At 44.1% G+C, this 22,014-nt stretch carries 22 protein-coding genes; 8 read left to right on the top strand and 14 right to left on the bottom strand.

Features of this window, described 5'->3' with window-relative positions; genetic code table 11:
• The first annotated feature begins 32 nt into the window (after window positions 1-32).
• Together HYN59_RS06860 and galE are read left to right on the top strand one after the other, a co-directional pair.
• Window positions 33-1,166 (top strand): DegT/DnrJ/EryC1/StrS family aminotransferase, encoded by a 1,134-nt coding sequence (locus tag HYN59_RS06860; protein WP_108777565.1) that lies wholly within the window; start codon window positions 33-35, stop codon window positions 1,164-1,166.
• A 35-nt stretch (window positions 1,167-1,201) separates the two neighbouring features.
• The gene (galE, locus tag HYN59_RS06865) at window positions 1,202-2,224 is read left to right on the top strand and encodes a UDP-glucose 4-epimerase GalE (RefSeq protein ID WP_108777566.1); all 1,023 of its coding nucleotides are present in this window, start codon (window positions 1,202-1,204) and stop codon (window positions 2,222-2,224) included.
• Between the two features lie 131 nt (window positions 2,225-2,355).
• On the opposite strand, the gene fabD is transcribed toward galE, so the two are convergent.
• Window positions 2,356-3,231: an ACP S-malonyltransferase gene (gene fabD / locus HYN59_RS06870; protein WP_108777567.1), complete on the bottom strand. Its 876-nt coding sequence runs from the start codon at window positions 3,229-3,231 to the stop codon at window positions 2,356-2,358.
• Window positions 3,232-3,351: 120 nt separating this feature from the next.
• Between fabD and HYN59_RS06875 the strand changes: the two genes are divergently transcribed.
• Window positions 3,352-3,858 (top strand): SMI1/KNR4 family protein, encoded by a 507-nt coding sequence (locus HYN59_RS06875; RefSeq protein ID WP_108777568.1) that lies wholly within the window; start codon window positions 3,352-3,354, stop codon window positions 3,856-3,858.
• 67 nt (window positions 3,859-3,925) lie between these two features.
• Entirely contained in the window at window positions 3,926-5,551 is a 1,626-nt protein-coding gene (locus HYN59_RS06880; RefSeq protein ID WP_108777569.1) for a hypothetical protein, read from the top strand.
• A gap of 81 nt (window positions 5,552-5,632) precedes the next feature.
• Here HYN59_RS06880 and HYN59_RS06885 read toward each other — a convergent pair whose 3' ends face one another.
• From HYN59_RS06885 to HYN59_RS06915, 7 genes are all read right to left on the bottom strand, one after another.
• On the bottom strand, window positions 5,633-6,343 hold the full coding sequence (locus HYN59_RS06885; protein WP_108777570.1) for a YiiX/YebB-like N1pC/P60 family cysteine hydrolase: 711 nt from the start codon (window positions 6,341-6,343) through the stop codon (window positions 5,633-5,635).
• A gap of 16 nt (window positions 6,344-6,359) precedes the next feature.
• The gene (locus HYN59_RS06890) at window positions 6,360-6,743 is read right to left on the bottom strand and encodes a DUF4878 domain-containing protein (RefSeq protein WP_108777571.1); all 384 of its coding nucleotides are present in this window, start codon (window positions 6,741-6,743) and stop codon (window positions 6,360-6,362) included.
• A gap of 64 nt (window positions 6,744-6,807) precedes the next feature.
• Complete coding sequence (purT, locus tag HYN59_RS06895) at window positions 6,808-7,974, bottom strand: formate-dependent phosphoribosylglycinamide formyltransferase (RefSeq protein WP_108777572.1); 1,167 nt, start codon at window positions 7,972-7,974, stop codon at window positions 6,808-6,810.
• 19 nt (window positions 7,975-7,993) lie between these two features.
• Window positions 7,994-8,257 carry a Txe/YoeB family addiction module toxin gene (locus HYN59_RS06900; protein WP_108777573.1) on the bottom strand — a complete coding sequence of 88 codons (264 nt, stop codon included), beginning with the start codon at window positions 8,255-8,257 and terminating at the stop codon, window positions 7,994-7,996.
• The gene (locus tag HYN59_RS06905; RefSeq protein WP_108777574.1) at window positions 8,247-8,501 is read right to left on the bottom strand and encodes a type II toxin-antitoxin system Phd/YefM family antitoxin; all 255 of its coding nucleotides are present in this window, start codon (window positions 8,499-8,501) and stop codon (window positions 8,247-8,249) included. Before HYN59_RS06905 ends, HYN59_RS06900 begins: the two co-directional genes overlap by 11 nt.
• A 96-nt stretch (window positions 8,502-8,597) precedes the next feature.
• Window positions 8,598-9,782 (bottom strand): pyridoxal phosphate-dependent aminotransferase, encoded by a 1,185-nt coding sequence (locus HYN59_RS06910; protein WP_108777575.1) that lies wholly within the window; start codon window positions 9,780-9,782, stop codon window positions 8,598-8,600.
• A gap of 34 nt (window positions 9,783-9,816) precedes the next feature.
• The gene (locus tag HYN59_RS06915) at window positions 9,817-10,911 is read right to left on the bottom strand and encodes a fatty acid desaturase family protein (RefSeq protein WP_108777576.1); all 1,095 of its coding nucleotides are present in this window, start codon (window positions 10,909-10,911) and stop codon (window positions 9,817-9,819) included.
• 106 nt (window positions 10,912-11,017) lie between these two features.
• On the opposite strand from HYN59_RS06915, the gene rsmG reads away from it, so the two are divergent.
• On the top strand, window positions 11,018-11,647 hold the full coding sequence (gene rsmG, locus HYN59_RS06920; RefSeq protein WP_108777577.1) for a 16S rRNA (guanine(527)-N(7))-methyltransferase RsmG: 630 nt from the start codon (window positions 11,018-11,020) through the stop codon (window positions 11,645-11,647).
• A gap of 48 nt (window positions 11,648-11,695) precedes the next feature.
• Here rsmG and HYN59_RS06925 read toward each other — a convergent pair whose 3' ends face one another.
• The 3 genes from HYN59_RS06925 to HYN59_RS06935 form a co-directional block, all read right to left on the bottom strand.
• Window positions 11,696-12,739: an Omp28-related outer membrane protein gene (locus HYN59_RS06925; RefSeq protein WP_181369525.1), complete on the bottom strand. Its 1,044-nt coding sequence runs from the start codon at window positions 12,737-12,739 to the stop codon at window positions 11,696-11,698.
• Window positions 12,740-12,770: 31 nt separating this feature from the next.
• Window positions 12,771-13,523 carry a T9SS type A sorting domain-containing protein gene (locus HYN59_RS06930; protein WP_108777579.1) on the bottom strand — a complete coding sequence of 251 codons (753 nt, stop codon included), beginning with the start codon at window positions 13,521-13,523 and terminating at the stop codon, window positions 12,771-12,773.
• 104 nt (window positions 13,524-13,627) lie between these two features.
• Window positions 13,628-15,151, bottom strand: a complete 1,524-nt coding sequence (locus HYN59_RS06935) for a T9SS type A sorting domain-containing protein (RefSeq protein ID WP_108777580.1) — start codon at window positions 15,149-15,151, stop codon at window positions 13,628-13,630.
• A gap of 286 nt (window positions 15,152-15,437) precedes the next feature.
• Here HYN59_RS06935 and HYN59_RS06940 point away from each other — a divergent pair, with 286 nt between their 5' ends.
• On the top strand, window positions 15,438-15,914 hold the full coding sequence (locus HYN59_RS06940; RefSeq protein ID WP_108777581.1) for a TlpA family protein disulfide reductase: 477 nt from the start codon (window positions 15,438-15,440) through the stop codon (window positions 15,912-15,914).
• A 4-nt stretch (window positions 15,915-15,918) separates the two neighbouring features.
• Complete coding sequence (locus HYN59_RS06945) at window positions 15,919-17,616, top strand: DUF6029 family protein (protein ID WP_108777582.1); 1,698 nt, start codon at window positions 15,919-15,921, stop codon at window positions 17,614-17,616.
• 158 nt (window positions 17,617-17,774) lie between these two features.
• Here HYN59_RS06945 and pruA read toward each other — a convergent pair whose 3' ends face one another.
• Window positions 17,775-19,400 carry an L-glutamate gamma-semialdehyde dehydrogenase gene (pruA, locus tag HYN59_RS06950; protein WP_108777583.1) on the bottom strand — a complete coding sequence of 542 codons (1,626 nt, stop codon included), beginning with the start codon at window positions 19,398-19,400 and terminating at the stop codon, window positions 17,775-17,777.
• A 292-nt stretch (window positions 19,401-19,692) separates the two neighbouring features.
• Here pruA and HYN59_RS06955 point away from each other — a divergent pair, with 292 nt between their 5' ends.
• Window positions 19,693-20,211, top strand: a complete 519-nt coding sequence (locus HYN59_RS06955) for a hypothetical protein (RefSeq protein ID WP_108777584.1) — start codon at window positions 19,693-19,695, stop codon at window positions 20,209-20,211.
• A 29-nt stretch (window positions 20,212-20,240) separates the two neighbouring features.
• On the opposite strand, the gene apaG is transcribed toward HYN59_RS06955, so the two are convergent.
• Together apaG and HYN59_RS06965 are read right to left on the bottom strand one after the other, a co-directional pair.
• Entirely contained in the window at window positions 20,241-20,627 is a 387-nt protein-coding gene (gene apaG, locus HYN59_RS06960) for a Co2+/Mg2+ efflux protein ApaG (protein WP_108777585.1), read from the bottom strand.
• Between the two features lie 106 nt (window positions 20,628-20,733).
• On the bottom strand, window positions 20,734-21,999 hold the full coding sequence (locus HYN59_RS06965; protein ID WP_108777586.1) for a type IX secretion system plug protein: 1,266 nt from the start codon (window positions 21,997-21,999) through the stop codon (window positions 20,734-20,736).
• Between the last annotated feature and the right edge of the window lie 15 nt (window positions 22,000-22,014).

The raw sequence follows: 22,014 nt of genomic DNA on the forward strand, positions 1-22,014 counted from the left end.
TAGTTTTGCGTGACTTTAATACTTCGCAGATAATGAAAAAAATACAGATGGTCGACCTGAAAAGCCAGTACGACCGCATAAAAGATACCGTAAATGCTTCCATTCAGGAAGTGCTCGACAATACTGCCTATATCAACGGCCCGCAGGTACAAAGCTTCCAGAAAAACCTGGAAGATTATCTTGGCGGCAAGCACGTAATACCTTGTGCTAATGGTACCGATGCCTTGCAGATAGCTATGATGGGCCTTGGCCTGCAGCCGGGCGATGAGGTGATTACAGCCGATTTTACCTTTGCTGCCACGGTTGAAGTGATTGCGTTATTGCAGCTTACCCCGGTCCTGGTGGATGTGGATGCCGATACGTTCAATATTTCCATAGAAGCGATAAAAAAAGCGATCACGCCAAAAACAAAAGCAATCGTGCCGGTACATTTGTTCGGGCAGGCAGCCGATATGGAAGCTATTATGGCGCTTGCCAAAGAACATAACCTGTATGTAATTGAAGATAATGCGCAGGCTATAGGGGCGAATTATAAATATGCAGGTGGGTCTAAAAAGAAAGTGGGAATGATTGGCCACGTGGCTTCAACATCATTCTTCCCGTCTAAAAATCTGGGCTGCTATGGCGATGGCGGCGCGATATTCACCACTGATGATGCCCTTGCCCACGCACTTCGCGGTATTGTAAACCACGGCATGTATGTGCGTTACCACCACGATGTGGTAGGCGTGAACTCAAGGCTCGACAGCATACAGGCAGCAGTGCTTAACGCAAAGCTTCCGTTGCTTGATGGCTATAACGATGCCAGGCAAACAGCTGCCGAAAAGTACAGCGCTGCTTTTGCAGGCCATGACAATATCATTACACCTATAGTAAAAGGCGACAGGGACAGCCACGTTTTCCACCAATATACGCTTAGGATCATTGATGCCGACCGCGATGCACTAATGCAGCACCTTTTAGATAAAGGCATTCCGTGTGCAATCTATTACCCTATTCCCCTGCACAACCAAAAAGCTTATGCTGATGTACGCTATAACGAAGCCGATTTCCCGGTAACCAACCAGTTGGTTAAAGAAGTGCTTTCCCTGCCAATGCATACCGAACTGGATGATGAGCAGATAAAGTTCATCACGGATAGCGTGTTGGAATTTTTAAATAAGTAACCCAGATAGTCTAACAATCTAATAATCTAATAATCTTGAAAAAAATACTGGTAACCGGCGGCCTTGGGTTTATAGGATCGCATACGGTAGTAGAACTGCAGAATGAAGGCTTTGACGTAGTAGTAATAGACGACCTTTCCAACGCTGAAGCTGGTGTTGTAGATGGTATTGCTGCTATTACAGGAAAAAAACCGGAGTTTGAAAAGATCGACCTTCGCGACAAAGCAGCAGTACAGCAATTTTTCAAAAAATATCCCGATGTATCGGGCGTTATACACTTTGCTGCCTCGAAGGCGGTTGGCGAAAGTGTAGAAAACCCGCTATTATACTATGAGAACAATATAGGCTCACTGGTATACCTGCTGCAGGAACTAAATAAAAAGCCCGAAGCGCAATTTATCTTCAGTTCGTCGTGCACTGTATACGGCCAGGCCGAAAAGATGCCCATCTCAGAAGATACACCGGTACAGCCTGCAATGTCGCCGTATGGCAATACCAAGCAGGTAGGTGAGGAGATTATACAGGACGTAGCCAAAGCGACTAGTATCAATGCCATTTTATTGCGGTATTTCAACCCGGTCGGCGCGCATGAATCGGCGAACATAGGGGAGCTGCCACTTGGGGTTCCACAAAACCTGGTGCCATTCATTACACAGACCGCGATCGGGATGAGGGAGCAGCTATCCGTGTTCGGGGATGACTACAACACGCCAGACGGTACCTGCATCCGCGATTACATCCATGTGGTAGACTTAGCAAAAGCCCACGTTACTGCCCTACAGCGCCTTATCAATAAGGCCAATGCCGAGAAGGTGGAGGTGTTTAATTTGGGTACCGGAAAAGGCAGCAGTGTGCTCGAAGTGATACATGCCTTTGAAAAAGCCACAGGCCAAAAACTCAATTATAAGATAGTGCCCAAAAGGCCGGGCGATGTTACCGAAGCGTACGCAGACACTACTAAAGCCAACAATGTACTAGGCTGGAAAGCAGAGCTTTCATTAGAAGATGCCCTGGCTTCTGCCTGGAAATGGGAACAGAAAGTGAGGGGGAAAGAATAGTCGCAGTCGCAGTTTTCAGTCACAGCCTGCCGGCATAGGCAGGTCGCAGTTTACAGTTAAGACTGACTTCAAAATAAATAGTAGAGCCGTTGCATTGCAACGGCTCTTTAACTTTTCGTAGGTAACAGTTTTTACGCTCCTGCGGTTTCAGCTTCCTTATCTATCTTTTTCACCAATCCCTGCAGCACATTGCCCGGGCCCACTTCGGTAAATAAAGTAGCGCCGTCAGCGATCATGTTCTGTACGCTCTGTGTCCAACGTACCGGTGCAGTAAGCTGTATGATGAGGTTGGCTTTTATGTCTTCAGGATCGGTCACTGCGGTTGCCGTCACGTTTTGGTACACAGGGCAAACCGGTTTAGAGAATGTAGTTTTCTCAATGGCTGCAGCAAGCTCTTCGCGCGCAGGCTCCATCATCGGTGAGTGAAACGCGCCGCCTACCGGCAGGATCAATGCCCTTTTGGCACCCGCAGCCTTCATGGCCTCACATGCCTTTTCTACTGCTGAGGTCTCACCCGAGATAACAAGCTGTCCCGGACAGTTATAATTGGCAGGCACTACTACGCCGTCAATAGAGGCGCAAACGTCTTCCACAACTTTATCTTCAAGGCCTAGTACCGCTGCCATAGTAGATGGGGTGATCTCACACGCTTTCTGCATGGCAAGCGCCCTTTGCGAAACCAGCTTCAGGCCGTCTTCAAAGGTCAGCGCACCGGCAGCCACAAGTGCAGAAAATTCGCCAAGCGAGTGCCCGGCTACCATCTCCGGCTGGAAATCCGCGCCAAGCGTTTTGGCCTTTATTACCGAATGGAGGAATACCGCAGGTTGCGTTACCTTGGTCTCTTTCAGTTGGTCGGCCGTGCCTTCAAACATAATATCCGTGATGCGGAAGCCCAGTATTTCGTTGGCTTTCTCAAAAAGTTCCTTTGCTTCTGCCGAGCTTTCATACAGGTCTTTGCCCATCCCGGTAAACTGGGCGCCCTGGCCCGGAAATACATATGCTTTCATATTTGTTTCGGTTAGTTTTGTTTTGACAAAAATAAGAATAAAAGCATGCTAACTGAAAACGGGAATTATTTATATTTGATTGGATAGTTATCATGTTGAAACTAAATAAACCTAAAAAAGATGGATATATCTTATGAAAGGTCTTTTGAAAAGTTAGGCGGTATCCCCGATGCAAAAATTGATGTTGATAGCTTCAAAGACTATTTGAAACGACATTCTATTGACCTGCCGAAGGATATTTTCGATCTTTTGGCAGATCATAGTGGGGAATATTTTAAGAATGATATAGAAATTACAAATGTTGAGCTGGTTCCGACAGCATCTTCGGGCAAGATCGGTTTGGGGTCAATAGTAAATGCCAATGATATAAAAGATATCATTCAAATAATAGGATATCTGCCGGATGATGTGTTTCCGGTAATGGAGGGCAGTGCTGGCGATCACATAGTCGTTGGTATTGGTAGATCAAATTATGGGAAAATGTATTATTGGTATCATGAGGCTAATTATGGTGAAGAGATGACCCTTATTTTTAATTCTTTTAAAGATTTTGTAGATAACCTGCAACAGGTTGAAGATGATAACGATGACCCAAGGGAAGTTGTAGGCTTTTGGCTTGATCTGTGATCTGTATGGTTTCATTTGTAACTTTATCCTCTCTTTGCATACTAATACTTCAAACACAAAAAACATCATGAACAAATACATTGCGGCATTCATTATTGCATTATTCGGTTTCCTGCTATTTTATTTCGGCCTGCCGGTCATTAGCTATGGCTTCATCGGCTTTGCCGTGATCCTGCTTTTCCTTATTTCGCTTGCAATCCTTTTCACTGGTTTCGAGGTGTCGGCAAAAAAAGTGGTGCCGAAATTCTCTGCTTTCCATAAGGTGCTTTTCGCGGCAGCAGCAATATTGATCGTATACATAGTAATATTTCCTTTATTTACCACCCTGCCTATGTTTCGTAGCGAGTCGTACCGCAACCTCATTGGCAAAGTGCATTCCGGCAAAGAGATGTCAAACCACATTGCGCCCATATCCATCAATAAGGTAAGGGTCGTAGATGAGGAGTTGGCGCACCTTCTTGGCGAAAAAATATTAGGCTCCGATCCCGCGCTGGGCAGTAAGTCGGAACTGGGTGAATTCTTTATACAGAAAGTAGGTGACGAACTGTATTGGGTAGCGCCGTTGTTGCACTCGGGCTTTTTTAAATGGCTGAATAATTCAGAAGGTACCGAAGGCTATGTAATTGTTTCGGCTACCAACGAGCGCGACGTAAAGCTGGTACAGAACCTTGGTGGCAAAGACCTTAAGATAAAATACCAGCCGGGCGCTTATTTTGGCAGTTATGTAGAAAGGCACCTTTATTTTAATGGATATGCCACAGTTGGGCTTGCCGATTTCAATTTTGAGATCAACGACCAGGGCAAGCCGTATTGGGTGGCAACACGATATAAAAAAGAAATCGGCTTTAGCGGTAACGATGCTACCGGTATCGTACTCGTAGATGCACAGACTGGCGCTATTGAGGAATATTCCATAGCCGATGCGCCTAAGTGGGTAGACAGGATACAGCCGATATCATTCATCATCGACCAGCTTTCCGATTGGGGCGAATACGTTCACGGCTACTGGAACTTCTCGAATGAAAATAAGCTGATGATCACCGAAGACCTCACGCTGGTTTATGGCGAAGATGGCAGGTCGTACTGGTACACTGGGGTTTCATCAGTAGGTAAGGAAGAATCGGCGGTTGGTTTTGTGCTGGTAGATACCCGAACCAAGGTGGCAACTATGTACAACCAAAGTGGCGCTACCGAATATGCTGCACAGCGTTCTGCCGAAGGTAAAGTACAGGAAAAGGGATATAAAGCTTCATTGCCTATCCCGTATAATATCAATGGCATTCCAACGTATGTAATGACGCTGAAAGATGGCGGCGGACTGGTAAAAATGTATGCCATGGTGGCCATCGGCGATTATACCATTGTGGGTGTTGGCAACACTATGCGCGAAACGCTGATGTCCTACAAAAATGTGTACAACATGGCTGGTAACCGCATAAACCCTGACGATAAAGACACGAGAAAAACCCTGAAAGCAGTGGTGGGCCGCATCCAGAGCGACATCAAGAACGGCAATAGCTTCTATTACTTTACGGTAAGCAATTACCCAAAAATATTCATTGGCTCGTCACAATTGTCCAACGAGTTCCCGGTAACGGTGGTGGGCGACAGCATCAATATTTCTTTTGATGTGGATAATGAAGACGTAATCGATGTTACGACTTTTGATAATTTGATGATAGGGAAGAAGTAACACATGATGAAACAACGTTGCAGAGGTGGTGTATTGCAATGTCTCAATATGATAAATCCTTCCGTAATTCGGGAGGATTTTTTATTTACTTATATACTGATTTATCTTAATATCAAAATAAGCCGTATCATACATTGGCATCATCGAATAGAAAAAATCTTTGCGGACTTTAGGGTCGGAGGGTAGTGTAACGCAGTGAAGGTCTTTCTCCAGTATTTTCCATATCAGTTCGGTACAAAAAAGCTCACTGTCATCGTCAATGGTACCTTTATGGTCGAAAGGGATGTGCTTTGCAAGGTAGCCTTCCGCAAGCTGCGCTACCTTGTGGCCCATTGCCGCATCAGTGGTTTTTACATGCGTAACAATAATTTTTCCGGGCGCGGAGTAGTTTAAGAATTCTGCCAATGGCTGTATTTGCAGGCCGTCGATATTGGTAACATCAGAAGATAAGGAGTGAATGACATGCAGTGCCCCATTGCGGCGGACGATAATGCCGGCATGGGTCACATCAATAGTATTGTGGTTGATCGTGTCATTCAGGTTTTTTGAAATATAGTCGCTAAAAAACCCAAAGCCCCTCCGGAGAATGAAGTCCCCTTCTTCCAGCTGTGCCATTTCGGCTTTGCTTAGCCGTGTAACATCCTGGTTTTTGATGATCTCTTTTTGTTCCGACCGGTGGTCAAAATAAAAAAAGGCTTTATAGCTCATCAGCATAAAACAAAAAAGCACTACCAGGCTTAAAAATATTCTTTTAATGCGGTAGCGCTTTTTCATGATAACAGCAGCCATCATTGCGATGGCGTATTATTTATTTTTTGCCTTCTTTGTTCATGGTAACTTTCCAGTCGCCATCAACTTTTTTAAGGTCCATTGTTTTTTCAGCAGAATCTTCTCCTTCAGCAATAACTTTGTACTTTACTACAGCTTTGTCTTCTTTTACGTCAGATGAAATGATTTCCACTTTTACGTCTTTTTTCTTGGCTTCTGCCTTTTGCTCAGGAGTCATCATGCCGCCTGCCATGCCAATCATCTGGCCTGTAGTCTCATCACAGTATTTCTTAGCTTCGTCAAAGTCTCCTTTTGTTGTGCTCTCAATAAAACTCTTCGCTACACCTTCAGGTCCGCTTTCTTTTCCGCATGATACAAATAGTGTGATCGACATGATCGCCAGCATTGCAAATAATTTTCTCATAATATAGGTTGTTAAATTTTTGTAAAAATATACTTTTCAGGTAAAAAAAATAACCAAAAACATATTATTTATTAACATTTATTAATGCAGCCGCAATTTTCGACTTTTGTACGATTTCTTCTACAGGCGTACCGATAACATCGCTTACCAATGCCACACCCATCCGGCGGTAAGGGCGGGAGGTAGGTTTTCCGAACAGCCTGAAGTCGGTTTTAGGAAGTGCCGCTATTTTTTCTATTCCTGAAAAGGTAGGGTTGTCGCTATTTCCGGATGCCAGTATCACGGCGCTTGCACCGGCTTTTTCAAGCGTTACTTCGGCAATAGAGAGGCTGAGTATGGCACGAAGGTGCAGTTCGAACTCATTGAAATTCTGCGTCCCTGCAAGTGTCACCATACCGGTATCGTGTGGCCGGGGCGAAAGTTCCGAGAAATACACACCCTCATCGGCCAGGAAGAATTCCACGCCGAAAAGCCCTGCACCACCCAATGCTTCGGTTACTTTTCGCGCCATATCCTGTGCTTCGGCCATAGCGGCATCTGTTACATTGGCGGGCTGCCAGCTTTCCTGGTAGTCGCCGCGTTCCTGCCTGTGCCCTATAGGAGGGCAAAAGAGGGTAGGGCCGTTATTTTGGGTCACAGTGAGCAGCGTTATCTCCGAATTGAAATTCACAAAAGCTTCCACGATCACTTCCACCACATCGCCGCGCGAGCCTTCCACGGCATACTTCCATGCTTTTTCAATGTCGGCTTCCGTTTTTATAGTGCTTTGTCCCTTGCCGGAAGATGACATTAGCGGCTTCACCACACACGGGATGCCCACTTCGGCAACAGCTTTTTGCAACTCTTCCGCTGATGTGGCGTATCGGTAGTTGGCTGTACGCAGGCTAAGGTCTTTCGTAGCCAGGTCGCGGATGGCCTTGCGGTTCATGGTGAAGTTGGCCGCTTTAGCCGATGGTACTACCGTAATGCCCTGTTTTTCGTAATCGTAAAAGCGTTCGGTGCGTATGGCTTCGATTTCGGGGACAATAAAGTCAGGCTTATGCTTGGCAACTATCGCATCAAGGGCAGCTCCGTCTAACATATTAATGACTTCAAAACCGTGGGCTACCTGCATGGCGGGTGCATTTTCATAGCTGTCAACCGCTATAACCTTCTGGCCGATGCGTTGTGCGGCTATAACAAATTCTTTGCCCAGTTCCCCCGAGCCTAATAGTAATATTTTCTTTTGCATTGTGTTGTTGTGGTTAGTGTTAGTAATGACCTCTCAATTGTATTACATAAATAGTACTTTCTTCTACCGTATATACTATTCGGTGTTCCTGATTGATCCTGCGGCTGTAATATCCGCTAAGCTCATATCGCAAAGCTTCGGGCTGCCCGATGCCTGTAAAAGGCGTTTCCTGCATATTGGCCAGCAGCGATTTTATTTTGTTTAGAATCCTTGTATTATTGGTTTTTTTCCAAAAATTATAATCTTCCAATGCCGTATCGGTAAACTCGATGCTAAAGCTCATCCAAATTGATTTTTGTTGTTTTGCCCTGCTTTAATTGTTCTTTACCTAACAGCAGGCGTGAACGGTTTTTTTCGGAAGAAAGCAGTTTTAGTGTCTCATTCAGCGAATTATAATCCGATAATGAAATAAGCACTACATCTTCATTATTTGGACGATGCACTATGATCTCCTGATTATCATCGATAACAGTATCAAGCGTTTCTTTTAAATTCTTTCTGAGATCTGTAATACTTATTGTTTTCATAGTGAATTATTTTGTACTTGCAAATGTACAAAATAATGTACGCTATTAATAATGAATCATAAAAAAAGCCCCCGCGTTGGCAGGGGCAGTATGAGTTTAAGCAAGCGCTTCTTTTATCCTTCGTAATGCTTCTGTGAGCAGGTCTTCGCTGGTGGCGTAAGAAAAACGGATGCAGTCAGGGTTTCCAAATGCATCACCGGTCACTGTTGCTACATTGGCATGCTCCAGCAGGTACATGCTCAGGTCGTCAGCATTATTGATTTTTATACCCTTCAATGTTTTGCCAAAGAAAGAAGATATATCAGGGAAAACATAAAATGCCCCTTCCGGCACGTTGATCTTTACGCCGGGTATCTCTTTCAGCAAGCCTACAACAAGATCCCTCCTGCTATGAAAAGCGGCTACCATGTCTTTAAGTACTGATGGGTCGGCATCAACAGCGGTAATCGTGGCACGCTGTGCAATGCTGTTGGCGCCGCTGGTTACCTGGCCCTGCATTTTAGTACAGGCTTTGGCAATAAATTCCGGTGCGCCGATGTACCCGATTCTCCATCCGGTCATGGCAAAGGCTTTCGCTACACCATTCACGGTTATGGTCCTGTCGAACAGTCCCGGTATCGATGCGATGCTGCAAAAAGTACCTGAGAAATTGATGTGCTCATAGATCTCATCGGATACGATATAGATATTTGGGTATTTGTCCAGCACTTTGCCAATCGCAGTGAGCTCCTCACGGCTGTAAACCGATCCGCTCGGGTTACATGGCGAGCTGAACCACATCATTTTTGTCTTTGGGGTGATGGCTGCTTCCAGCTGTTCCGGAGTGATTTTGAAATCAGTATCTACAGATGTAGGCACTTCTACCGGCACACCGCCCGAAAGCTTAATGATCTCATAGTAGCTTACCCAGTAGGGTGCAGGCAGTATCACCTCGTCGCCATCGTTCAGCATTACCTGCCCGATGTTGTACAGCGATTGCTTTGCCCCTGTGGATACCACGATCTGCGAAGGCTTATACTCAAGGTCGTTATCCCTTTTGAATTTCCTGCAAATGGCTTCTTTCAGTTCCATGTAGCCATCTACAGGCGAGTAGGTGCTGTAATTATCATGGATAGCCTGTATGGCAGCTTCCTTGATAAAATCCGGCGTGTTGAAATCCGGTTCGCCAAGGCTAAGGCTTATAATGTCTTTTCCCTGTGCTTTAAGCTCCCTGGCTTTGGCTGCCATGGCAAGGGTTTGTGAGGTAGATAGGTTATTGATTCTGTCAGAAAGCGGGTTCATGCTTAGTGTAGTTTGTGTTATAGGTTGAAATTTATTAGCTTATGGCAGGTTTCATTCCCAGTTCTTTAAGATGCCTGAAGTGGGCAGCTACAGCGCCCCTCATCGTTTTGAATTCGTGGTACGGCAGGTTGTGCTCTTTAGCGGTCTGCTTTACGATCTCGGCAATCTTACCATAGTGTACATGGCTAATGTTCGGGAAGATATGATGCTCTATCTGGTGGTTCAGCCCTCCGGTAAACCAGTTGATGATTTTGTTTTTCGGGGCAAAATTTGCCGTAGTGTATAGCTGGTGTATTGCCCAGGTATTCTCCATTTCACCGTTCTCGCCGGGTATAGGGTTGGCGGTTTCTTCAACAACGTGCGCCAGCTGGAATACGATGCTTAATATAAGCCCGGCAACATAATGCATTACAAAAAAGCCTGCCAGCACTTCCCACCACGGAATGCCTAACAGCATCGGGAGTGCCAGCCACACGGTAACATAAATGATCTTTGTGATCACGAGTATCGTCCATTGTTTTATCGGGCTTTGGAATTTACCGTAGGAAAGCCCTCTTTTTATATAACGCCTCATTTGCTTAATATCGGTAGTGATAGCCCAGTTGAACGTAAGCAATCCGTAAAGGAAAATAGAATAATAATGCTGGAATTTGTGGAACCAGCTCCATTCTGCGCTGTGCGTAAAACGGATTACGCGGCCGGCATCGAGGTCTTCGTCGTGTCCGTGTATGTTAGTATACGTATGGTGGAGTACATTGTGCTGTATCTGCCAGTTGTTTACATTGCCCGCAAGGATGTAAAGGCTGCTGCCCATCAATTTGTTAAGCCATGATTTGGACGAGTAAGAGCCGTGGTTGCCATCGTGCATTACGTTCATCCCGATGCCCGCCATCCCGATGCCCATTACTATAGTAAGCAGTAGATGGATCCATAGGGGAATATCCAGTGTAAGGATTACAAAATACGGGGCAAAGAAAAGCGAGAACATAATTACCGCTTTGAGGTGCAGCTTCCAGTTGCCTGTTTTCTTAAGGTTGTTTTCCTTAAAGTAGTCGTTTACGCGTTTATTGAGCGTCCTGAAAAATTTTATAGAGTCGTTTTTAGAAAAAACGGGAGGGGAAATATTCATGAAAAATTATTATAACTTAAGTTCCAAAGGTAGTCATAATCAATACTGAAACCAAACTAAGTGATAAATATCACGTCAATTCATTACTTTTGCGAAAAGTAAAATAATGGAGGAGATAATCAGGCAATTCCCGGATCTTAGCGAAATACAGGTACAGCAGTTTGAAAAATTAGCAGCATTATACGAAGACTGGAACGCAAAGATTAATGTTATTTCAAGGAAGGATATCGACTCCCTTTATACAAAGCATGTGCTGCATTCGCTCGGTATCGCAAAGGTTATGGAGTTTAAGCCCGGTGCCGATGTGCTCGATGTAGGCACGGGTGGCGGCTTCCCCGGGATCCCGCTTGCGATCTTATTTCCAGAGGCTAATTTTTACCTGATCGATGTTATTGCAAAAAAAATAAAGGTAGTGCAGGAAGTGGCAAATGCACTCGGACTTGAAAACGTGAAGGCCGAGCAGATGCGGGCCGAAAATGTAAAACAGGATTTCGATTTTATTGTAAGCCGCGCCGTGACCAATATGCCCGACTTCGTTACATGGGTAAAAGATAAGATAAAGAAAAAGCAGCAGCATGAACTGAAGAATGGCATACTCTATCTCAAGGGCGGCGACCTGTCCGAAGAGCTGCAGGATTTCCCTAAAGCTACCCAATACAACCTCTCCGATTACTTTAAAGATGAATTTTTTGAGACAAAAAAGGTAGTACACCTGCCGCTGAAATATAAAGCATAAAAAATGCCTCCGATCATGGAGGCATTTTATCTAAGGTAAAAATCAATTTTAAAGCTCTTCAAAATCCTGGCTTACATTGGGGAATGCTTCCCTTACATTCACAGCATTGCCATTAGCATCGATGACAAAAGCCACAAACTCTATATTGGCAGCATTCGCTATATTTGCCGGAACTGGGACGCTAAACGATTTGGTGTACACATTGTTCACCACCGTTTCGCTGCTGTCAATGGCTTCACCCAAAAGTGGCGTAAGCACCGCCCTCAGCACGTGGTTGTGGTGGAAATCTTCCAGCAGGTCAACACCGTCATAATACGTGGTGTAATTGTGCTGATCATAGATAAGCCCGTTTTCCAGTACATAAACCACCAGCTTCAGGTTGCTGAAGTTGCTGCTGAACTTTACGTTCACATTCACATTCATCGTGCTGCCGCTAACCGATGTTTCCAGCGCCAGTCCCATTTTAGGATTATTGCCCTGCGTAAGCCCGATTACCTGCGCAATATTTTCCGGTTCAGGGAAAGTCCATTGCGTTTTGCGGTTCAGGAAGCCTTTAGGGTATCCCTCGGCGCCAAGTGTATTTTCAAGTTCCGAAGTATCGTAATTGTATGGGTCATATACAGAACTCGAAACATTTGAACTCGGCCTGTGTATGGATACTGCCACTACTTTGTCGCTTTGCTGCTTAGCCAACTCGATGCCGTAAGCCACGCGTGGGCAGTAGCCACACCATGTGCCGGTATAGTCCTCAATAAGCACACGTTTTACAAAATTGGTCTCGGAGCCATCATGATAGTGTACAGTTATCGTATCTGAAACCGTCCCGATCACTGCCTTAATCTTAAAATCACCTGTTTCAGACGATGTAAGGGTATTTCCCTCGATCGGAGAGCCATTTACAGAAAAATCCGCTTCACCGGTCACATCATTGTTGTTATTATCTTTTACCGTAAAAGTAACGGTCTCCCCGGTGATCTTTATGGAACTGTCAGCAGTCAGCACAACGCCCTCTACCGACTTTAGTACCGTATAATCCGTTGAGCAGCCACAAAAAGCGAACGCGATAAATAGCAGTATAATATTCTTTTTCATTGTCATTCATTGCAGCCGGTTAGGCTGGTATTTAATTTTTTACGATCCTTATCTGCGAAGACTTGTTGTCTTCGGTGGTAAACCTTGCAAAATAAACCGCAGCGCTGAGGCCTGAAAGGTCGGCTGATTGTGAGCCTTCTTTGATGCTCTCTGTTTTTACAACCTGGCCTGCCATATTGATAAGTTCCATTTTTACATTCTGGGTTGCAGAAAGTTCCAGCTGGCCGCTCACTACTGTATTTTTAAGGGTAATACCCATGTTTTTCAAAGCAGTGAAATCGGTTGTGCCTGCTGTTGGTGCATACCTATAGGTAAAATTCAATAAATTCTCGCCTATTTGCGCACCGGTGTTGTCAACCTGTATAAAGGCAAGGTTTACTACCACATCCTGGGTTGGATCTATTATAGCCTCACCAAGATAAAAATGATCTCCATCAAAGTTTGAATCTCCCGGAGCAAGTGTCAGTCCCGTCACAGGGTTGTTTGGTACGGTGCCACCAGAGGTAAAATGGGTATAGCAAGTCCCGCCAAAACAAAACTGTGTACTCTCGGAATTACCAGTGGTGTTTTCCATTGACACAACCTTTAACTTCAGGTTAATCGTCGCATCAGATATATTGGTTACATGCAAGGGCATTTCAGTATAGTTTTGTGGTACAATTGTATGTGTTACATATATATATCCTTCATTTACAGTCTGCTCATTCCTTTCTGTTACCTCTATTATTTGTGCCTGTGCAATCCCGCATAATAATAGCCCGGCCATTAAAATAATTTTCTTCATGATCTTGTTTAATTTAAAATAGTTGCAATTGTTTTTTAAGTAAAAAGCTATCGGGCCTAATTTCTTATTCCCGATAGCATAATAAATATTTCAGTAGTACAGAATTACTCTATAACGATCTTTTCGATCTTTTCAGATGTAAGCCCTTTTATTTTGGCGATATACATGCCGCTCTGTAGCGATCCAAGGTTTACAGAACCACCATTCTCTATGCCTTTAGCAGTGTATACTACTTTGCCTGTAAGGTCAAGAACCGTTACGTCTACAGTTTCCTGTGTTGTAAAGTTAAGGATACCTGTTGTAGGGTTAGGGTACATAGCGAAAGTCTCATTAGTAATGGTTTCAGTGCCAAGGGTTCCCATAGCCCTGAAAGCTTTTGGAGTTGAAAGTGTCGATCCGAAATTACCTATGTTAAGGTTTTGGTAGGCTGCTACTCCGTTAGAATAGATCTCAATACCACCGTCTCCGGCAGACCATCCGTCACCCGCAGCGTCTTTTACTACAAGTGTAAAGCACTCAGGGCTGGTGCCTGGCAACGTTACATTGTGTATTTTTACAGTGTTTGCATCAGCACCTCCTGCGCCATATTCTCCCGGGCCTTCAAGGTAAGGTCCTCCTGAAGCAACAAGAGTACCTGCACTGTTTTTAATCTGCCATGTTATTTCATGAGGGTAGTTGTCTGTATGTACCCTTACTTCGATATTATTATTTGGTGCTACGCCTGCTACTGAGAACGCTACAGGTGCAGTGGCTGCCTCAGGGTGGGCTGGCGTGCTGCCGTTTATCGAAGTGATCTCCATAGTATAGGTAGATTCCGGGTTCAACACAACATTGTTGAAGTTGATAGATGCCGCATTGTTAAACTGAGGGAAGTTACCATTGTATGTTTGTGTTGCTACAACAGCGCCTGTATTGTCTTTTAATACAACTGTTGCTGTAGTAATATTGTTCTCGCCAAAGTTTTTAAGCTTGCCCTGAACCTGCACCGCATCGCCAACAGTACAAAGCCTTACAGCAGCAGCAGATTGCTCGATATGGCCAAAGTTTTGTGTTCCTACAAGTGTCTGGCAGCCGCTATTAATAACTTCTTTAAGCTGTGCAGCATTCAGGTGGTCTGCATACGTGGTAGTTTTTGTTTCTTTACATATAACATACACTGTCGGAAAAAAATCAATGTCATAGTGGTTCGCAGCGCCCAAATTCATGACAACGTTATCCTCAATAATAGGGTATGGAGTTCCAAGAGTCCAGTTGCCCTGGCTTGGAGAGATTGGCCCCTGTACCCCATAAAGGTTGGCGGTGTTAGTATTGGCAATATCACCTTCTATAAAAAATACCATTGCCTCATTTGAACCGTTAGGGCCGTAAGCCTCATAGAAATCGGCAAGTGCATGGGTCTTGTGGTAATTCCAGCATGGTGCACACCAGGTAGCTGAGAAATCGATAACAACGCTTTTGCCTGCATTAAGATATTGGGAATACAGTGAGTATTGTACACCGTTGATATCGGTAGCAGTAAAGTCAGGTGCGATAGAACCGTCGGCAAGTGGATTTCCGTCCCCCGAAATCTGTGCCGACGCTGTTAGCCCTGCGGCTAAAAGTAATCCTAAGAGTAAATTTTTTTTCATATGTTCAAGTTTAATAGTTATAGTTATTCGCTTGGAATTGAGGCGAAAATTATGTAAAAAAATTGTTACACAGAAAAAAATGCGGTAAAATGTTTAAAAAAACATTAAATCTTAATAATGCGATGCGAAAAATGTTATAAAAAGCATGTTTTCACCCCTATCTTTGTGATTTTTATATTTCTACCATCCCTATAGGGTTATAATTTTAGCAAAAAACGGCCTTTCGCAGATAAAATTTTTTTAATATTGCCACGCAACTATTTATGTCTATTTTAACTAAACAACAATGAAAAAATTACTGGTACTGTTTTTCTTCCTTACGGCTTCTGTTTATGCACAGAAAGAAATGCCGAATGTGAGCCTTAAATCAGAAAACAACAAAAGCTATAATGTAAAAAACGACTTTGCCGAAAAAGACAAGATCTATGTATTTACTTTTTGGGCAACATGGTGCGTTCCGTGCATCAACGAGCTTGATGCGATCAATCAGCATTATGCCGAATGGTCTAAGGAGCTGAACATGGAGGTTATTGCTGTATCTATAGATGATACCCGTACGCAAAAACGCGTAAAGCCACTCCTTAACGGCAAGAAATGGCCTTATACGGTACTTCTCGATACCAATCAGGACCTTAAGAGGGCACTAGCTATTGCCAATGTGCCTTACACCGTTGTAGTTAAGAATAAAAAAGTGGTTTATGTGCACAACGGCTATAGCCAGGGCGCTGAGAAGGAGCTATATGCTAAACTGAAGACACTATAGATTGATGAGGAAATTACTTTTACTATTGCTGCCGCTATCGGTAGGGAACCTTTGGGCACAGGAAAACGATTCCATACAAAAAAAGGACTACGGAAAAGTGTTCGGCGGATTCGAGTCGAATTCCCAGTGGTACCTCAACGATAAAGAAAGGAACCTTTCGCACCCCAAAGACCCTGTACGGTCCAATAACTACCTTTTGGTTAATTACCAGATAGGCAATTTTAGCGCAGGGATACAGGCAGAGGCCTATGAGCCCAATGCGCTTTTAAATTACAACCCGGGCTTTAAGGGCACAGGCATCGGCACCTATTATGCCAGCTATAAGACAAGTAAATTCGAAGCAACTGCGGGCTACTTTTATGAGCAGTTCGGCAGCGGGCTTTTGCTGCGCGCGTGGGAAGACAGGGCACTGGGTATCAATACGGCCCTTCGTGGCGGAAGGATACTATACCGCCCGTCTGATAATGTCAGGCTTACGGCTTTATACGGTCGCCAGCGTTCCGGTTTTGATGTATCGCATGGCGATGTGTATGGCTTTGATTCCGATTTTAACCTCAACAGCCTTTTTAAGTTCGAGTCGTCCGACCTCTCTGTAGGCGCAAGCTACGTAGGCCGCTATGAAAAGATAGATATGCCCAACCCACCCGTTGATGAGCTTACCAATGCTTTTTCCGGCAGGGTGAACTTTATACATAATGCTTTTTATGTGTCGGGTGAATTTGATTACAAACAAAAAGACATCCTTCTTAATGCCCTAAATACGCTGAACTACGATTTCATTAAGCCGGGCAACGCGTTACTGCTTAATTTCGGCTATTCTAAAGAAGGCCTTGGTATCGATGCTACCCTACGCCGCATGGAAAACATGGGCTTCCTTTCCGAAAGAACCCCTACCAGTGTGGGCGACGGTATCTCTACCAGCCTTAACTTTAATGACAAAATACTCAGCTTTACACCGGCATTAACCAAGCAGCACCACTCTAACCTGGCAAACATATATGTGTACCAGGCGCAAGGCAGGGTGAGCTTTGTAGACCCTACCATTATGATGGCAGGTGAGACCGGCGGCCAGTTGGATGTGTTTTATGATTTTGCCAAAGAAACCATGTTCGGCGGAAAGTACGGCACCAAAGTAGCTGTCAATGTTTCGAGCTGGTACAACCTTCCGGGGCAGTACAGGTTCAACCCGGCACAGTATGATACAAAATTCTTTGGGGTAGGCACCAAGTATTTCTCAGATTATAATATCGAGATCAAAAAGCAGCTTTCCGAAACATGGCATACCGCTTTTGAATATGTGAACCAGTATTATAACAAAGAATGGCTTCAGGGCGGCGAACTGGTAAAAACCAACATCGTTACCGGCGAGGCAACCTATAATTTCACGCCTTCAAAATCGATACGGGTGGAGGCCGAGCACATGTGGGCCGATGCCGATTTCAAGAACTGGGCAGGCGGTACTGTAGAACTTAACCTCAACGATAAGTACTCGTTCTATGTATGGGATATTATGAACTATGGTAATGACGACCCGAACAGGCGCATCCACTACTACAATGTGGGTGGTGCCTACAGGATAGGCGCAACGCGTGTAGCTCTCAATTACGGAAGGCAGCGTGGCGGACTTGTGTGTGTGGGCGGTGTATGCCGCTTCGTACCCGAAAGTACCGGGGTGTCAATGCAGATCAGTACGGCATTCTAATAACGTAAATTCCTTAAAACCGTACTGGTAGAGACGCAGTGCCTGCGTCTCGCCTAATGGTCAAATGATTATGTTAGACGCAGGCACTGCGTCTCTACCATATAACAACAAAAAAGTTCCCGCATTACGGGAACTTTTTTTATTCATATCATCACGTATTATCCCAAAAACGGGTACCTGTAATCACTAGGCGGTACAAATGTTTCTTTTATAGTCCTTGGCGATACCCAGCGAAGCAGGTTCAGTATCGATCCGGCTTTGTCGTTGGTTCCAGATGCCCTTGCACCCCCAAAAGGTTGTTGGCCCACTACGGCGCCTGTAGGCTTATCGTTGATGTAGAAGTTACCTGCACTGTTCTCAAGCGCTTTCGTAGCCTCTTCAATAGCATAGCGGTCCTGGCTGAAAATAGCTCCTGTAAGTGCGTATGGCGAAGTTTCGTCAACCAGCTTCAGGGTTTCTGCCCACTGGCTGTCTTCATAAATATAAATGGTCAGTACCGGCCCGAACAATTCAGTGCAAAGCGTATCATATTTTTTATTGGTCGTCACGATAACCGTAGGCTCAATGAACCAGCCTTTGGATTTATCATAACCGCCGCCTGCTATAACCTCGGCATCCGGAGCATTCTTAGCTTCATCAATATATTTTGCAAGCTTATCAAAAGAAGCTTCGTGTATTACGGCAGAAACAAAGTTGGACGGGTCTTCCGGCGAGCCCATTTTAAAGGAAGCCATATCGTTAAGCAAATGCTCTTTAATTGCCGGCCAAAGCGACTTTGGAAGGTAAGCTCTTGATGCAGCCGAACATTTCTGTCCCTGGTATTCGAAAGCGCCCCTTGAAAGTGCTGTAGCTACTTCAGCAGGAATAGATGACGGGTGTGCCACAACGAAATCTTTTCCGCCTGTTTCGCCTACTATCCTTGGGTAGGTCTTGTAATTGCTGATATTTTTCCCAATGCTTGTCCAGATGTCATTGAAAACACCGGTTGAACCTGTAAAATGCACTCCTGCAAAATCAGGGCTGGAGATAAGCACATCGCTTATCATCGAAGCGCTACCGTGAACCATGTTGATAACGCCGTCAGGCAACCCTGCAAGCTTGAACACTTCCATAATTACGTTGGCGCTGTATACCTGTCCGGCGCTCGGTTTCCAAACCACTACATTACCCATCAGGGCAGGGGCAGAAGGCAGGTTCCCGGCAATAGCGGTAAAGTTGAATGGTGTAACAGCGTATACAAAGCCTTCCAGCGGGCGGTGCTCCATGCGGTTCCATATCCCTTCAGACGATACCGGCTGCTCGGCATAGATCTGTGCCATGAACTGCACGTTGAAGCGAAGGAAATCAATAAGCTCGCACGCCGAATCGATCTCAGCCTGGTGAACTGTCTTCGCCTGCGCGATCATGGTAGCCGCATTTATTTTGGAACGGTAAGGCCCGGCAAGCAGCTCGGCAGCCTTAAGGAATATCGAAGCCCTGTGCTCCCATGCCATAGAGGCCCATTTTTTCTTTGCAGAAAGCGCGGCTGCGATAGCCTGCTCTACATGCTGCTTTTCAGCCTCATGGTATTGGCCCACGGTTTTCTTATGGTCGAACGGTGGGTTTATGGTTTTGGTTTTCCCGGTGCGGATCTCTTCGCTGCCAATGTATAGCGGCACATCCACACTGGTATTGTACATTTCTTTGAAAGTGGCAAGTACCTGTTCCCTCTCTTTGGTTCCGGGAGCGTAAGATTTAACGGGTTCGTTAATTGCTTTGGGTACATTGTATATTCCTTTTGGCATAATTGTATGTAGTTTAAAGGATTAAATTTTGGTATTGCAAATATACGAGAAATTATCAATCCCGTATTTGCAAATACAGCAACAAAAAAGAGGAATTATTGAATATAAATGAACTTTGCTAATCTCTAAGGTTTTGAAATATTACGTGTTTTTACCAAACTGCTGTAAATATAGAAATGATTTCTTGCCACGTATAAGGAATAATTACCTTTACATGCAAAAAGAAAAGATGCTACTACAATTAATGTCAATAATGATTAATAAAGGTTTGTAATAAAAAGCCATAATAATTATGAATGCCAAAAGATTACTGATACTTGTTTTTTTATTTAATATATTTATTTTTTACAGCCAGGATTTAGGTAAAATAAATGGCCGGCTTATACTTAATGATTTGGACTCTAAAGAATCCGTTTCTCAAAAAACATATGTAATAGTTAAATCGAAGACTTACATTGATAGTGTAAAAGTCGATTCTAATTTGAAATTTGAATTTACAAATATTGTATCGGATACTATAAGGCTATATCTCTCTCCTCGGTCTTATCCTAATAACATATTTTACAGATTTTATTTAAATAAGGGAGAAACTAAAAATCTTAATCTTCCATATTCGCCAAATTGCCCATATGGCAAAAGTGATACCTGTCCAATTTGCTGCAAAAAAGATTATGTGATTCCGATTGTTTATGGATTGATAATGAACGAACAGGGAAAAGAAGCCGACATGAAAAATTACAAATCAGGTGGATGTGTAATTTCAGATTGTCAACCTAAATTGTTCTGCAAAAGAGATGAGACTGAATTTTGAAAAATGCAAGCTAATCCCGACTTAAATTATTAATTCAACGCAAAAGGAGCGCTCAGCCTGAAAGTAGGCACTATAACCTTAAAAGTGCGGGTAGTGGTAAAGTTCACCATGCTGAAATAGCCACGCATTGCCCCAAAAGGAGAAGCCAGCAGGCAGCCGGAGCTGTAGGTATGCTTTTCGCCCGGCTTAAGCACCGGTTTTTTACCGATAACGCCCTCGCCATCTACAATTTCGATGTCATTAAGCGAGTCGAATATCTCCCAGTGGCGGGTGTTGAGCTGTACCGAATCTTTGCCGTGATTTTCTATGGTTATCTCATAAGAAAAGGCAAATTGTATCTTGTAGTTCTTGAAGTAAGTGCCTTCAAAACTGGTAGATACTGATATTTTAATGCCTCGTGTTACTTGTGATACCATTCCTGGGGAATTTGTGTCTTACGACGTAAAAATACAAAAAATTATTGTCAGGGTCGTTAAAATCACGGTTTAAATTAAGCTTATCTAATTTTTAAATCTTTGGCTGCTAATTGATAATATCCGAAGAATTTGCCGTTCCGCGCCCTATAACCCTGTCATAACGCTCATTGTTCTGCCTGTAGTATACAAAAATGTTGTAATCGTTCTCTGTCTGGTAAAAATTACCGTCGATAGCGTTTTCCCCATCCACTTTGCCATTTTTGTCGGCTACTACATACATGAAATTATTAAAGCCCTGCTTCATCATGATTGCCTTTTCGTACAGCGAGGTTTTTTCATTATATTCCATTTTGTATTCATCGGTTTTGGCATAATTATTAAACATGCCATTCACATAAATGTCCTTTTTCTCAAAGAACTCAGGGGCGCTCAGCGAAAAGAAAACCCATGTGTAATCCGATTCAAGGAAAGGGTTTGTTGCGCTCAGGTTAATGTTCTTGGTCACGAAGTTGCCATTGACATCCGGGAAATACGTATAAGGCTTGCTGGCTCTGGCGTTGCTTACATACAATATAGTATTATACACCTCCCCGGCACTGATGCGCAGTACGTTGTTCACGGCATTGCGAATGTCTTTATTCTCGAAGTAAAGGTATTCGTTACCTGCCCAGAACTGGGTTTCCCTGTCGTACTTATAAATAAGGTCGTTGCCAATGGTATATTGTGGCTTTACATTGTAAATGGCATTATCAAAACGGCCATTCTGGAACAGGGCCACTTTTACGTTTTGCAGCGGGCTCTGAAACACGAAGGCATCAGTCTTAATGGCAAAATCAAGGTTTTGCTTCCCGTCCCGTTCGGCCATGCCACGGGCTCTTTTTACCTGTACAGGCACCGATACGCGGTCTTCATAAACAATGACCCTCCTCGAGAAAACCACATCGCGGTCTTCGTTCAGGATTTTTATTATATAGTTGCCGCTTAGCTTTATGCTGGTAAATTTATTTGGAAAAGTAAGGGTATAGCGCGAATAGATCTGCAGGGTGTTGAAAGAGTTCTCGTACGTCTGTATGCGTTGCGAATCGAAGCCGTTCAGGTAGTCATTTACAGTGAGCTGGGAAGAAGGTGTCCAGTCGTAATTGCAGTGCTGTATGGAATAATAGTAGTTGGCCTCATTTCCAAAAAGGTCATCAAACACCAGTTGTATGCTTTCACCAAGCCTGAAGTACGGATACACATTTTGGGTATTCTCTGTAAAAGATACGGTCTTGATATTGTATGGCGGCGCGACCTCCTGCTGAACCTGCCCAAATGCTGTAAAACTAAGGAGTGCTACCGTTGCTGTAAAGAGCCGTGTAAGGGCATTTGTCATTGTGAAATTGTCTTT

The sequence above is a fragment of the Flavobacterium album genome (assembly GCF_003096035.1).
GTDB lineage: Bacteria > Bacteroidota > Bacteroidia > Flavobacteriales > Flavobacteriaceae > Flavobacterium > Flavobacterium album.